This window comes from Arthrobacter sp. NamB2 (genome assembly GCF_005281365.1).
Classification (GTDB): domain Bacteria; phylum Actinomycetota; class Actinomycetes; order Actinomycetales; family Micrococcaceae; genus Arthrobacter_D.
Genome location: NZ_SZWI01000001.1, coordinates 382,926 through 395,953, shown reverse-complemented (window position 1 = coordinate 395,953; position 13,028 = coordinate 382,926). Strand labels below are relative to the sequence as shown.

Sequence of the window (13,028 nt, the reverse complement as noted above, 5' to 3'; positions counted from 1 at the left end):
CCCGGCCCCGAGACCCCGTGGTCACCGTGACGGCCCCGCTGCCGGCACCCGTGATGACGCCGCCCACATCACCGTTCACGACACCGTTCACGACATCGTTCATGACACCGCGCCTGGTGCCGGACGCCGACGAGGCACGCACTCTCCTCGAACAGGAACTGGCCAAGCCGTCCTACGTCGAGGCGCAGCCCAGCATCTTCGAGCGCATCATCGGGGACGCGCTCCGAGGCCTCGCGAGACTGTTCGACGGGCTCGGCGGCCTGGGCGCCGGTCCGGGGACCCTCGTGGTCGCGGTCGGTGCTGCGCTCATCATCATCGTGGCCATCGTGCTCATCAAGCCACGCCTCAACGCCCGCGGAAAGCAGCAGGAGGAAGCAGTGTTCGACGACGGCGCGCGGCGATCGGCGAACCACCACCGCAGCCGTGCAGCAGCCCACGCCCACGCCGGGGAGTGGAACGGCGCCGTCGCCGAGCTGCTGAGGGCTGTCATCCGCTCGGCCGAGGAACGCGTCGTGATCGATGAGCAACCCGGCAGGACGGCGACGGAGGCGAGTCTTCAGCTCGGTGCCGTCTTTCCACCCGTGTCTCCGGACATCGAGTGGCTCGCCGACCTGTTCAACGAGACCCACTACGGCAGTGGCACCGCAACGGCGCAGGATTACCGCCGCGCGTCGGACGTCGATGCTCGCCTGTCCTCCGAACGTCCTGCCCAGAGCGCCAGTCCCACGACGTTGGCGGCGCCGCGGTGATCACCGGGAGTGGGAAGCCGCCCTCCGTACCGGCCGCAGCCACGGCCGGAACCACGCCCGCAGCGACGGCTGGAACCACGCCCGGAGCCACGGCCGGGCGCACGAGTGCAGGAAGTGTGCGTTCTCCGGGGGATCCGGGACGTCCGAGGGACGAGGTGATGGGCGACGGCAGCACTGCGCTGGCGACCGTCCGTTCCCGGCTGCGGCGCGCCGTCCCGCTCCTGGTCGGCGCCGTCGTCCTCGCCGTGGTGGTGCTGGTCAACCTGTTGTCCGGACAGGAGGAGGACGACCGCCCACTGTCCCCCGGCAACCCCGCTCCCGACGGTGCGCGCGCGGTGGCAGAGGTGCTCGAGTCGGAGGGGGTCGACGTCGTGCGTGTCCACACGTACGAGGAGGCGATCGAGGCCCTCGGCGACGGTTCCGCGACGTTGTTCCTGAACGACGCCCAGCAATACCTCAGCGCGGACCAGCTGTCCGAGCTGACGGCGGGCGCGGAGCGGGCCGTCCTCGCGGCGCCGGGCGAGCGGCAGTTGACCGCCCTCGACGAGGAGTTCGCCCTCGTCGGTGCCGTTCCTCTCGACTTCGCCGGTGAGGCGTCCGCAGTGGCCGCCGAGTGCTCCGATCCCGATGCCCTCGCAGCAGGCACACTCTCCGGGAACGGGACGGCCTATTCAGGCGCCGTCATGTGCTTCCCGTCGGCGGTCGACGGCGAGACGGGCGGCCTCTACATCACGGACACCGACGGTTCGGTGGCCGTTCTCGGGGCGCCGGAGATCCTGTCGAACGGCCTGATCTCGGACGAGGGGAACGCGGCCCTCGCCCTCAGGGCTCTCGGGTCCACCCCGACGCTCGTCTGGTACGAGCCCAGCGGGGCGGACGTCGCATCGACCGGCGAAGGCATCGATCCCCTGACGCTCCTGCCCGCATGGGTGGACTTCCTGCTCATCTCACTCCTCCTCTGTGCTGTCCTGGCGATGGTGTGGCGGGGACGCCGTGTGGGTCCCCTGGCCGTCGAGCCGTTGCCCGTCGTCGTCCGCGCCGCCGAGACAGCAGAGGGGCGAGCACGCCTGTACCAGGACTCCGGCTCGGTTGCGCATGCCGCTGCCACGCTTCGCGCAGCAACGCTCGCCCGCCTGGCCCAGCGCCTGCGGGTGGACCGCTCGGCGTCCCCCACCGAGGTCCTCCAGGCAGCTGCCCGTTCCAGCGGACGAAGCCAGGTGGAACTGGAGCAGAGGCTGCTGGGCCCGACACCGACCACGAACCGCGAGCTTGTGCTGTGGGCACAGGAGATCCTCGACCTCGAGAAGGAGATCACGTCATGAACCCATCCGACGGCTGGCAGGACGGCTCCCGGCAGGCGCCGCAGGCAGCACCGCAGGCAGCACCGCAGGCGACCCATTCGTCGACGCGCACGGAGGACCGTGGGCAGGAGGCAGGGCTGCCCGGGTCTCCCTCCCCCGACGGCGAAGGCGCCCGGGAGGCGCTCCTGCGGGTGCGCACCGAGGTCGGGAAGTCGATCGTCGGTCAGGACTCCGCGGTGACGGGACTCCTGATCGGGCTCCTCGCCGACGGGCACGTGCTGCTCGAAGGTGTCCCCGGCGTAGCCAAGACCCTGCTGGTGCGCACCCTCGCGGCCGCCCTGGACCTCGACACAAAGCGCGTCCAGTTCACGCCCGACCTCATGCCCGGTGACATCACGGGCTCGCTCATCTACGAATCGAAGACCTCGGAGTTCACTTTCCGGGAGGGCCCGGTCTTCACGAACATCCTCCTCGCCGATGAGATCAACCGCACGCCGCCCAAGACGCAGGCCTCGCTGCTGGAAGCCATGGAGGAACGACAGGTCTCCGTGGACGGCGTCTCACGGCGCCTTCCAGCGCCGTTCATCGTCGCGGCGACGCAGAATCCCGTCGAGTACGAGGGCACTTATCCCCTGCCGGAGGCCCAGCTGGACCGCTTCCTGCTCAAGCTCACCCTTCCGCTTCCTGGGCGCGACGACGAGATCGAGGTGGTCCGCCGTCACAGCGTCGGTTTCGATCCGCGCAACCTCCGCTCGGCCGGTGTGCGGGCCGTCGCCGGCGCAGAGGACCTCGCGAGGGCCAGGAGCGCAGTGTCGCGGGTGGCGATCGCGCCCGAAGTAGTCGCCTACATCGTGGATCTGGTCCGGGCAACCCGGGCCTCGCCGTCGTTCCAACTCGGCGTGTCCCCCAGGGGTGCGACGGCGCTGCTGAACACCTCCCGGGCCTGGGCATGGCTCTCGGGCCGCTCCTTCGTCACTCCCGACGACGTGAAGGCACTCACCCTGCCCGCACTGCGGCACCGTGTCGCGCTGAGGCCCGAGGCGCAGATGGACGGCATCGACGTGGACGACGTGCTCGGCGGCATCCTCAGCACCGTGCCCGTCCCGAGGTAGTGCCAGGCCCGAACGCACGATCCGGTCGATGCAACCACGCCGCCGGATCCGGAAGGAGAATTCGTGGTCATCACCGGGCGTCTCGTCCTGCTGGCGCTGATCGGCGTCGTTCCCGTCGTCCTGTACCCGGGCATCGTGTCGATCCTGCTGTGGGCCGGTCTCCTCGCAGCGGTGTGCGGCCTCGACGTCGCGCTCGCCGCTTCGCCCCGCCGGGTCGGGATCGTCCGTACCCTGCCGGACGGCGTCCGCCTGGGCGAGGGATGCAGCAGCACCATGGTGCTGCGCAATGACAGCCGACGCCCCCTGCGCGCCACGGTCCGCGAGGCGTGGCAGCCCTCGGCGGGGGCCACCGATCCCGAGCAGTTCGTGGCGGTCCCGGCGGGCGAGTCCCGGCGCCTGTCGGTGTCGCTGCGGCCCACACGGCGCGGCATACGCCGGGTGGAGACGGTGACGATCCGCAGCACAGGCCCCATGGGAGTGGCCGCCCGCCAGGTGACGGTTCCGGCTCCCGGCGTGCTGCGGGTCCTTCCACCGTTCAACTCCAAACGGCACCTGCCCTCGAAACTGCGCAGGCTGCGCGAACTCGACGGGCAATCGGCCGTCCAGATCAGGGGGGCGGGAACGGAGTTCGACTCCCTGCGCGACTACGTGCGCGGCGACGACGTGCGGTCCATCGACTGGCGCGCGACGGCTCGACGGCAGGAGACCGTCGTGCGGACGTGGCGTCCCGAGCGGGACCGGCGCGTCGTCGTCGTGCTCGATACCTCGCGCACCTCCGCAGCTCGGGTCCTCGACGAACCGCGGCTGGATACGGGCATCGAGGCCGCGCTCCTGCTGTCGGTCCTGGCCGAGCGCGGCGGCGACAAGGTGCACTTCCTCGCCTTCGACCGCAGGCTGCGGGCCCGTGTCGACTCCACTGCCAAGGGCAGTCTCCTGGGGGCCCTCGTCACCGCCATGGCACCCCTCGACGCCGAGCTGATCGAGGCCGACTGGTCAAGGCTTCCAGCGCATGTCCGGAGCGCGTCCGCACACCGCTCCCTCGTGGTGCTGCTGACGTCGCTCGATGCGGGGGCAGTGGAGGAAGGCCTGCTGCCTGCACTGCCGGCGCTGACCGAGCGCCACGTCGTCGTCGTCGCCTCCGTCCGGGACCCGCGGCTCGAGGAGTTGAGCATCGACCGCTCGACGGCCGCGGCGACGTTCCGCGCAGCGGCAGCCGAACGGGCGCTGCTCGACCGCGCTGCAGTGGCGAACCAGATCCGTCTCCTCGGCGCGGAGGTCGTCGATGCGGTTCCCGCGGACCTTCCGCCGCTGCTCGCGGATACCTACATCCGGCTGAAGGCGGCCGGGCGCCTGTAGCAGGAGCGAGGCCGCTGGTCCCGGCACGTCCGTCCCTCTGGCAGCACGGCCGGTTCCGCTCGCGTCATGGTTGACTGGTTGTCCGAGCGACGGAAGTGGGCGGAATGATCTCGATCTACCAGCAGGCGATGGGCAGTGCCTTCGGCCGCCTGCAGCCCGAGCTGCGCTCGTATTTCGGTCTGCATGCCGGAAGCGGGCTGTCCGGGCACGGGCGTGGCGTGTTCGAGGTCGCCGGATGTCCCGCCTGGTTCGCCCGCCCGGCCTTCCGGCTCACTGCTCGCGAGAACGCCTTCTTCCCCGAGTACGACAACGATGTGCCCTTCGAGATCAGGAACTACCCCCACGTCGATCCCTTCGGACGGCAGGCTCTCACCGCGCGTCGGGAACTCGACTTCGGCACCGCGCTGCGGGTGTTCGAGGACACGACATCGCTCCAGGACGGCATCCTGACGGACTACGTCGGCAAGCACCGGCGCATGGCCACCCTGCTGACCTGTTCGGCCACGGATGAAGGGCACATCCGGATGGTCTCTTCGCGGACCCGGGTGTTCGCCGGCCTGCGGCTGTCCGTGCCCGATGCCCTCGGAGCGCTCGCGTACGTCGAGCAATGGTGGGATGACGAGTCCGGGTCCTTCCGGATCAAGACCCGGGTGGTGCACCGCCAGCTCGGCACCCTGCTCGTGTATGCGGGCCGGTTCGACTACACGCTCGAGGAGTTCGACGGCGAGCTTCCGACCGACGCGCAGCCGCGGCGCTGGGAGCAGCGCGTCTGATCCGACGTCCCGCCGCACCGTCGTCGCGCTGTCATCCTTCGGCGCGGACCTGCTCCAGTGCATCGGCCACCTGCACCAGGCGTGCGAGAAGGCGCACGGCGTCGCCCTGCGATCGCGCCTCAAGCCCCGGCAGGGTGGTGACGGTCAACGCGCCGAGCGCCCGCACCGGCAGTCCGACACGCTGCCAGCCCGCCAGTACCGATTCCACGAGCGCGGTCACCTGCGGCAGGGGCGCGCCCGGGTCGACGACGGCCAGCTCCAGGCGGCGTCCGGCCTCGATGTCCTCCGCGAGATCCTCCCAGCGACGGTCGGAGATGCGATGCACGGCGAGGGACAGCGCCGACGCAGCACTCGTACGGGCCGCGTCGATCGCCACGTCTCCGGTGCCCGGCGCCACGACGGAACCGGTGGCTCCGGCCGCGACCGCCGATGCGGTCACGAGGTCCCATGCTTCGGTGGCCTCGCGCCGGTCGACGGCCCGGAGCGTGCGGTAGCCGCTCGCGGTGGGCACGCGGCCCGTCAGGACGTCGTCCGCCTCCGGTTCGTCTAGCTGCAGCAGGATCTCCGCGCCCCGTGCCACGGTGGACACGCGGCGCACGAGGTTCCCCACGCCAGCCGCCAGCGACTCGTAGAGCTCACGGCGCGCACCGTGGTCGACCAGGACGCGTTCGCCGCCGTGGAGGTGCGTGCCGGCGGCGAGCGACAGGGGCCCCTGCAGGTGCAGTCTCAGGCGCTGCGCGGGCTGTTCCTCCGCACCGGCTATGTCGCCGAGCGCGTTGATGTCGGAGGACAAGGCGGACTCCGCGCGCCGCTGATCCCTGCCCGGCCGTTGGACGAGGCGCCAGCCGTGCGGTTGAAGATCGAACGGCAGGTCGACGAGCACACCGAGGGTGCGCCCGACGGCGTCACTGCCGGGTCCCCGTGCGGGCAGGAACGGGAGGAACGGCAGATGTGCTCCTCCGAGTTCACCGCGCACCGCCCGGTTGGCTTCCAGAGGGTCCGTCCCGGGCCAGTCTCCGGCAGCCGTCGCTCCGACCGTCCGCGGTTGCAGATCGTCAGGCATGGGTGCCGCGGGCTTCCGTTCCTGATGGCGCCGAGGCCGACGGTGCGCCCTGCCGTGACGGATCGCCCGCAGGCCTCCGGTTCTCGGAGATCGCCTGATGGTGGCGGATCACCTCGGAGATGATGAAGTTCAGGAACTTCTCGGCGAAAGCAGGATCGAGCTGCGCCTCCTCAGCCAGCGCGCGGAGCCGGGCGATCTGCGCGGCCTCACGCTGCGGGTCACCGGCAGGCAGGCTGTGCTCGGCCTTGAGGTGTCCGACCCGCTGCGTCGCCTTGAAACGTTCGGCGAGGAGATACACGAGCGTCGCGTCGATATTGTCGATCGAGCTCCGCACCGAGAGCAGTTCGGCCATCACCTCGGGAGCCACGTCTCCTGCGAGTGAACTGGCTGCCGGGTCGAAGCCACTACGGGGATGCGTCATGACTCCAGTCAAGCAGAAGCCGGCGGGGCTCCGTGAACTGCGACTAGGCCTGCGTCGCCGCCAGTTCGGGCCGGAGCGCGGACCGTGCGGAGTCGATGGTCGCCTGACCCAGCACCCGCGTGCCCTGGTACAGCACCACCGTCTGACCCGGCGCAACTCCGCGCATCGGCTCGACGAGGCGTACCACGAGGTGCTGATTGCCGTCGTCGCCGACCTCGACCACTGCTCGCGCAGCTACGGGGTCCCCGTGCGCCCGGACCTGCGCCATGCAGTCGAACTCCGCACCGGTGCGCACCTCGTCGATGGGCAAGCCGGCCCAGGACACCTTGATCCCCCGCATCTCGTCGATGGCGAGCAGGTGCTCGGGCCCGACGACTACCTCGTTCTGCTTCGGCCGGATCTCGAGCACGAAGCGGGGCTTGCCGTCCGCAGCGGGAGTGCCCAGCTTGAGTCCTCGACGCTGGCCGACCGTGAAGGCGTTAGCGCCCGGATGGCTGCCGATCTTCTCGCCGTCGACGTCGAGGATGTCGCCCTCCGTCAGGTCGATGCGCTCCTCGAGCCACCCCCGCGTGTCGCCGTCCGGGATGAAGCAGATGTCGTGGCTGTCCGGCTTGTTGGCGACGGACAGTCCGCGCCGCTCCGCCTCGGCCCGGACCTCCGCCTTCGACGGCGTCTCGGCGAGCGGGAACATGGAGTGCTTGAGCTGTTCGTGCGTGAGCACCCCGAGGACATAGGACTGATCCTTCGCCCAGTCAGCGGCGCGGTGCAGTTCGGGGTTGCCGTCCGCATCCTCGACGACCTTCGCGTAGTGGCCCGTGCAGACGGCGTCGAAGCCCAGCGCGAGAGCTTTCTCGAGCAGCGCCGCGAACTTGATGCGCTCGTTGCAGCGCATGCACGGGTTCGGCGTGCGCCCGGCTGCGTACTCGGCGATGAAGTCGTCGACTACGTCCTCCTTGAACCGCTCGGAGAAGTCCCACACGTAGTACGGGATGCCCAGGATGTCGCATGCGCGCCACGCGTCCCGTGAATCCTCGATGGTGCAGCAGCCGCGACTGCCTGTACGGAGCGTCCCGGGCATACGCGAGAGCGCGAGGTGGACGCCGACGACGTCGTGACCCGCCTCGACCGCGCGCGCCGCTGCCACCGCGGAATCGACGCCGCCACTCATCGCTGCCAGTACCCTCATGATCCGAATCCCGTTCCTGCCGTCTGGATGGTTGATGCGTGTCCCGCCATACCCGCCTTGCGGGCACGGCGATAGGCCTCGCCGATGGCGCCCACCACCGCGTCAACGTCGTCGCGGGTCGATGTATGCCCCAGGCTGAAGCGCTGGGCTCCCCGGGCCTCGTCCTCCGTCAGGCCCATGGCCAGCAGGACGTGCGAAGGGCGCGGAACACCGGCGGTGCAGGCGGAGCCGGTGGAGGATTCGATACCGGCGAGGTCGAGGAGGAACAGGAGCGAGTCCCCCTCGCAGCCGGGGAAGGTGAAGTGCGCGTTGCCGGGGAGCCGCGCGCCTTCCGGCGCCGGGTGCGGGACGCCGCGCAGCACGGCCTCCGGCACCTCCCGGAGGATCCCCTCGATGAGTGCGTCCCTCAGGCCCGCGAGCCGGGGTGCCTCGATGGGTAGCTGCGCGGCGACGTCCTCGGCCGCAGCGGCGAACGCGGCGATGCCCGCGCCGTCGAGCGTGCCCGACCTAATGTCCCGCTCCTGGCCGCCGCCGTGCTGCACGGGCGTCAGGGCGACGGCGCGTCCGACGAGGAGGGCGCCGACCCCCACCGGGCCACCCATCTTGTGGGCGCTGATGGCCATGGTGGCCAGTCCGGACTCAGAGAAGGACACCGGAAGGGACCCGAAGGCCTGGACGGCGTCACTATGGACGGGGACGCCGTACCGCTTCGCTTCGGTCACGACGTCGCGCACCGGCTGTACTGTTCCCACCTCGTTGTTGGCCCACATCACGGTCACGAGCGCGACGCGCTCGGGCGCGTCGGCGAGTGCAGCACGAAGCGCGTCGAGGGACACGACCCCGGCCGGGTCGACGGGTAGCCAGACCACGTCGGCGCCCTCGTGGCGCTCGAGCCACTCGACGGTGTCCTGCACCGCGTGGTGCTCCACGGAACTGCAGATGATGCGGGTGCGTGCGGGGTCCTCGGCGCGTCGGGCCCAGTAGAGCCCCTTGATGGCGAGGTTGTCCGCCTCGGTGCCGCCCGAGGTGAAGATGACTTCCGAGGCGTGCGCTCCCGCCGCGGCGGCGATCGTCTCCCTGGCGTCCTCCACCGACCGCCGGGCGCGGCGGCCCGAGCCGTGGAGGGAGGACGGGTTTCCACTCCGGCTGAGTTCGCGGGTGAGGGCGGCGAGCGCCGGCGTCGAGATCGGCGTGGTCGCCGCGTGATCGACATACACGGGCATCCCTCAAATCTACCGGCGCCACGCCGCGGTGCCGATTCCGGTGGTGCCGGTCACGTGCGGTTCGATGCAGGGGGTGCGTCCAGCCCCCGGTGGTATGAATGCAGGGTGGACAGTCAAGCAGCGGATCCTTCCCCCTCGGGCACCTACAACCCCACGTTCCGGCACCCTGTGCATACCTTCGGCTCCAGGACCCTCGATTTCGACCACCAGGTAGCCCTGATGGCGGTGATCAACCGGACACCGGACTCGTTCTACGACGGCGGCGCGACCTTCGCGCTGCAATCCGCCGTCGACGCGGCCCTGAAAGCCGTGGACGACGGCGCCGACTGGGTCGATATCGGAGGAGCGCCGTTCTCGCCCGGTGACGCGATCCCGGCGGCCGAGGAAGCCGACCGGATCGTTCCCCTCATCGCCGCCGTACGTGCCACATCGGACGTGGTCATCTCCGCCGACACCTTCCTGCCCGACGTGGCCCGGCTTGCCCTTGCGGCCGGCGCCAACGTCATCAACGACACCACCGGGCTGCGGGACCCGGACATGGCGGCCGTGGTCGCCGAAGCAGGAGCGCACCTGGTCATCACCCACAGCCTGGCCGAGCCCCGCACGGTGTACCCGAGGCCCACGTATGGCGACGTGGTCCGGGAGATCGCGGACTTCCTGCTGCGCAAGGTGGACGACGCCGTTCGGCTGGGCATCCCTGAGGACCGGATCCTCCTCGACCCCGGGCACGACCTCAACAAGAACACCCTGCACTCCCTGGAGATCACGCGGCGATTCTCCGAGATAGCCGGCTTAGGCTTCCCCACCCTGGCAGCCGTCTCGAACAAGGACTTCATCGGCGAGACCCTCGACCGGCCGAAGCGCCAGCGCGTCGAGGGCTCCCTGGCCGCCGCCGTGATCTGCATCCTCGGCGGAGCCCGTGTCGTCCGGATGCACAACGTCGAAGCCTCACGCGCGGCGATCAACATCACCGAGGCAGTGCTGGGCTGGAGGGCCCCGGTCTACCTGCGGCACAACATGGGCGACTTCAACGAGCCGGTCGCTCCGTGATCACGTCCCTCCTGCCGACCTCCCCCGGCGCGCTCGACGACGACGCCCTGCACCGGCTCTACGCGTATCCCGCCGTCGAACGTCCGTATGTCCGGTTCAACTTCATTGCCGCCGCCGACGGCGCCGCGACGAGCGGAGGCCTGTCGGCAGGCCTCGGGAACGACGGCGACAAGCGCATCTTCGTCGTGCTGCGTCGCCTCGCCGATGTCGTGCTGGTGGGCGCCGGAACCGTTCGTGCGGAGGGTTACGAGGGCGACCTCGTCGACGACGCCGCGAAGTCCTGGCGATCCGCCCGGGGCCTCGCTGCGCACCCGGGAGTCGCCGTCATCTCCGGCAGCCTGGACCTCGACCCGACCGCCCGTTTCTTCCGCAAGGCCCCGGTCCGTCCGCTCATCCTCACCTGTGGGCGGGCTCCCGCGGGGAGACGGGCCGCGCTCGAAGCGGTCGCCGACGTCGTCGACTGCGGCAGGGACACCGTCGAAACCGCCGGAATCCTCGCGGAACTGGAGAGGCGCGGGCAGCGGCGGGTGATCTGCGAGGGCGGTCCGGCCGTGTTCGGGAACTTCACGCGCGCGGACGCCGTCGATGAGCTCTGCCTCTCGATCAGCCCGCTGCTCGCCGGCGGCGAGGGGCCCCGGATCTCGGTGGGCGGCGGCCCGGATCAACCACGGGCGTTGGCCCTGGTATCCCTGCTCACGGAGGACTCGGCCCTGTACACGCTGTACCGGAGGATTCCCTGACGGGACAGGTTCGGGATCGGCACGGGATCAGGACCGGGGCGGCACCACGGAGACGCGGCTGCGGACATCGGAGACGGCTGCCGTCAGCTGCTCGTCCGACGGGCAGGAGACGGTGACCGCCAGTCCCGTGCGCAGCTGGTGGAACAGTCGCAGCGACACGGCGCTGGCCGGTGCGGACCCGGTGGCGGGTTGGACGTACGTCAGGAACTCGATGCCCGCCGTGGACTCGCCGGGGTTCTCCCCCCACACCCAGGTCGTCGCCAGGAGGTACTCCGGCAGGATGCTCGGGTCGAGGAACTGGAAAAGCGCCTCGGTGGAGGCCCTGTCATCTCCTTCCACGACGAGCGGCGTCTGCAGGCCCGTGGAGCGCAGCGACGCGATGCACCCGGCTCCGTTCTCGTACACGGATTCGCCGTTGACCATCCTGGTGCGCTGCGACCACCCGTCAGACTGCGTCATATCGTCAGCGAGGACCAGGTTCGCCTCCGCTTCGATGTAGCCGCCGCGCGCGAACGTCATGTCCTCGCTCGTGATCTGGGCCCGGGTGAGCGGAGGCAGTTCCGGCTCGGCGACGGCGGACCCGGGGATCGATGCCGGGGTCTCCGAAGAGGCCGCGGATGGACCGGCTTCCGGAGTGGCGTTCGGTGCGAGCGGAACCTCGACGGTGCATGCGGACAGCAACAGTGCCAGCAGCGCCATGCTCCCCCAGCGCGCTTCGGTCCAACGGTCCTGCCGCACGTCCACCGTCCCCTCTCCCGCTCCCCCGCCACCCAACGGGGCGCCGTTCCAACTCTAGTGCCGCCCACCGGGGCACCAGGGGTGAGGTCTCCCCATCCGGCTGTGCGCACCCGACAGGCCGAGCGAACTTCCGGAACGCGTGCACCGTTGTACCCGGTAGGAGCCGCGTCCCACCCCTTCGGTGTCCGCTGCGCTCGGAGGCTTTGGATCAGACCCGCCTGTGCCTCTAGTCTCAGGTGGTATCGACGCGGGGCGACACCCTCCACAGCTGTGGAGCACCGTGCAGCAGCGAGCGGTTCCCCGCCCACACCGCTCTACCCAGGAAGGCCGGATGGATGGCAGAGGCACCACGGAAGTCGTACTACGACGTTCTCGGCGTGCCCGCGGAAGCCGATATCAAGGACATCAAGGATGCCTATCGTCGCGCAGCCCGCGCCTCGCACCCGGACCTCGGCGGCAGTGCTGCCCAGTTCCATGACGTGGCCGTCGCGTATGAGACGCTGAGCGACCCGCAGCGCCGCGAACGGTACGACGCCGAGACCGGGCGCGGCCGCCCCACCGCTGGCGGCTCGGCAAGGAACACCGCGGCAGGAAGCGCAGCGGGGGGACCAGGGCGGCCGGGATCGGCGGGAACGACACGGACGAGTGTCGAGGACGAGGACGCCGCGAAGTCCCCGCCTGTCTATCTGCCTCCGTTCTCACCGTCGAATCCACCGACGGTACCCCTGATCCTCGCGGGTCGGCACGTCCACGGAGAACCGCGACAGCCCGGCATGTTCGCCCGGTTGTCGTCCGGTGTCCGCTCCCGCGTCGACGGCGAACTGCGCACGTCCAACCTGATCGAACGTGCCCTGCTGCCTTCCTACCCTGCCGCGCGCCTGGTGAACGGGGTGCAGTTCGATGACAGGAACAGGACCTCGGCAGGGCATGTCCTGCTCGCCGGCTACCGGATGGCCGTCATCGACTCCTTCACCGGCCCGCCCGGCAACTTCTCCTGGGACGGCCGGTCGTTGCGACACCAGGGCAGGCCTGTCGATCTCCGACTGCCCACGACGTTGAGGGCCGTGCAGGAACTGTTTCCCGAATGCAACGTGGCCGGCTGGGTCGTGATCCATGGAGCACCCGACAACCCGTTCGCACCCGTCATCGACGTGCCGCCGGGCTTCGACCGGACCTCGCCCACCGTCACCCAGGTGGTCAATGCCGGCACCGCCGTGCGGACGATCCGCTCGTTCCTGTCCTCCGGCCCCTCGCCCAACGTGGTGCAGCTGCCCGTGCTTGCGCGTCTTCTCACTTCGGCCGGAAGCTAGGATGGA

The 13,028-nt window shown here is 70.2% G+C and carries 13 protein-coding genes; 8 read left to right on the top strand and 5 right to left on the bottom strand.

Features of this window, described 5'->3' with window-relative positions; all coding sequences use genetic code 11:
- Positions 1-101: 101 nt before the first annotated feature.
- The 5 genes from FDK12_RS01855 to FDK12_RS01835 all read left to right on the top strand — a co-directional run bounded on the left by FDK12_RS01855 (position 102) and on the right by FDK12_RS01835 (position 5,291).
- On the top strand, positions 102-749 hold the full coding sequence (locus FDK12_RS01855; RefSeq protein WP_189636231.1) for a DUF4129 domain-containing protein: 648 nt from the start codon (positions 102-104) through the stop codon (positions 747-749).
- A gap of 158 nt (positions 750-907) precedes the next feature.
- Positions 908-2,071, top strand: coding sequence for a DUF4350 domain-containing protein (locus tag FDK12_RS01850; protein ID WP_137367952.1), 1,164 nt, complete (start codon positions 908-910; stop codon positions 2,069-2,071).
- Positions 2,068-3,162, top strand: coding sequence for an AAA family ATPase (locus FDK12_RS01845; RefSeq protein ID WP_137367951.1), 1,095 nt, complete (start codon positions 2,068-2,070; stop codon positions 3,160-3,162). Before FDK12_RS01850 ends, FDK12_RS01845 begins: the two co-directional genes overlap by 4 nt.
- 63 nt (positions 3,163-3,225) lie before the next feature.
- Positions 3,226-4,518: a DUF58 domain-containing protein gene (locus FDK12_RS01840; protein WP_137367950.1), complete on the top strand. Its 1,293-nt coding sequence runs from the start codon at positions 3,226-3,228 to the stop codon at positions 4,516-4,518.
- A gap of 104 nt (positions 4,519-4,622) precedes the next feature.
- Positions 4,623-5,291 (top strand): DUF4166 domain-containing protein, encoded by a 669-nt coding sequence (locus FDK12_RS01835; RefSeq protein ID WP_137367949.1) that lies wholly within the window; start codon positions 4,623-4,625, stop codon positions 5,289-5,291.
- 31 nt (positions 5,292-5,322) lie between these two features.
- On the opposite strand, the gene FDK12_RS01830 is transcribed toward FDK12_RS01835, so the two are convergent.
- The 4 genes from FDK12_RS01830 to FDK12_RS01815 are packed head-to-tail and all read right to left on the bottom strand — an operon-like array spanning position 5,323 to position 9,184.
- A complete protein-coding gene (locus FDK12_RS01830; RefSeq protein ID WP_137367948.1) occupies positions 5,323-6,354 on the bottom strand; it encodes a hypothetical protein in 1,032 nt (343 codons plus the stop codon).
- Positions 6,347-6,775 carry a chorismate mutase gene (locus FDK12_RS01825; protein WP_223263022.1) on the bottom strand — a complete coding sequence of 143 codons (429 nt, stop codon included), beginning with the start codon at positions 6,773-6,775 and terminating at the stop codon, positions 6,347-6,349. The genes FDK12_RS01830 and FDK12_RS01825 overlap by 8 nt, the downstream gene beginning before the upstream one ends.
- 43 nt (positions 6,776-6,818) lie before the next feature.
- A complete protein-coding gene (gene mnmA / locus FDK12_RS01820; protein ID WP_137367947.1) occupies positions 6,819-7,961 on the bottom strand; it encodes a tRNA 2-thiouridine(34) synthase MnmA in 1,143 nt (380 codons plus the stop codon).
- Positions 7,958-9,184 carry a cysteine desulfurase family protein gene (locus FDK12_RS01815; protein ID WP_137367946.1) on the bottom strand — a complete coding sequence of 409 codons (1,227 nt, stop codon included), beginning with the start codon at positions 9,182-9,184 and terminating at the stop codon, positions 7,958-7,960. Before FDK12_RS01815 ends, mnmA begins: the two co-directional genes overlap by 4 nt.
- A 105-nt stretch (positions 9,185-9,289) precedes the next feature.
- On the opposite strand from FDK12_RS01815, the gene folP reads away from it, so the two are divergent.
- Together folP and FDK12_RS01805 are read left to right on the top strand one after the other, a co-directional pair.
- Positions 9,290-10,234 carry a dihydropteroate synthase gene (gene folP, locus FDK12_RS01810; RefSeq protein ID WP_223263021.1) on the top strand — a complete coding sequence of 315 codons (945 nt, stop codon included), beginning with the start codon at positions 9,290-9,292 and terminating at the stop codon, positions 10,232-10,234.
- Entirely contained in the window at positions 10,231-10,974 is a 744-nt protein-coding gene (locus FDK12_RS01805) for a pyrimidine reductase family protein (protein ID WP_189636230.1), read from the top strand. The genes folP and FDK12_RS01805 overlap by 4 nt, the downstream gene beginning before the upstream one ends.
- Before the next feature lie 27 nt (positions 10,975-11,001).
- On the opposite strand, the gene FDK12_RS01800 is transcribed toward FDK12_RS01805, so the two are convergent.
- Entirely contained in the window at positions 11,002-11,712 is a 711-nt protein-coding gene (locus FDK12_RS01800; protein WP_137367944.1) for a hypothetical protein, read from the bottom strand.
- Between the two features lie 335 nt (positions 11,713-12,047).
- On the opposite strand from FDK12_RS01800, the gene FDK12_RS01795 reads away from it, so the two are divergent.
- Positions 12,048-13,022, top strand: a complete 975-nt coding sequence (locus tag FDK12_RS01795; RefSeq protein WP_137367943.1) for a J domain-containing protein — start codon at positions 12,048-12,050, stop codon at positions 13,020-13,022.
- Positions 13,023-13,028: the final 6 nt, after the last annotated feature.

Bases quoted from the DNA above. Each gene is read 5' to 3' on its own strand.
- FDK12_RS01855 (WP_189636231.1), top strand. From the start codon at position 102: ATGACACCGCGCCTGGTGCCGGACGCCGACGAGGCACGCACTCTCCTC.
- FDK12_RS01850 (WP_137367952.1), top strand. From the start codon at position 908: ATGGGCGACGGCAGCACTGCGCTGGCGACCGTCCGTTCCCGGCTGCGG.
- FDK12_RS01845 (WP_137367951.1), top strand. From the start codon at position 2,068: ATGAACCCATCCGACGGCTGGCAGGACGGCTCCCGGCAGGCGCCGCAG.
- FDK12_RS01835 (WP_137367949.1), top strand. From the start codon at position 4,623: ATGATCTCGATCTACCAGCAGGCGATGGGCAGTGCCTTCGGCCGCCTG.
- FDK12_RS01830 (WP_137367948.1), bottom strand. From the start codon at position 6,354: ATGCCTGACGATCTGCAACCGCGGACGGTCGGAGCGACGGCTGCCGGA.
- FDK12_RS01825 (WP_223263022.1), bottom strand. From the start codon at position 6,775: ATGACGCATCCCCGTAGTGGCTTCGACCCGGCAGCCAGTTCACTCGCA.
- mnmA (WP_137367947.1), bottom strand. From the start codon at position 7,961: ATGAGGGTACTGGCAGCGATGAGTGGCGGCGTCGATTCCGCGGTGGCA.
- FDK12_RS01815 (WP_137367946.1), bottom strand. From the start codon at position 9,184: ATGCCCGTGTATGTCGATCACGCGGCGACCACGCCGATCTCGACGCCG.
- FDK12_RS01795 (WP_137367943.1), top strand. From the start codon at position 12,048: ATGGCAGAGGCACCACGGAAGTCGTACTACGACGTTCTCGGCGTGCCC.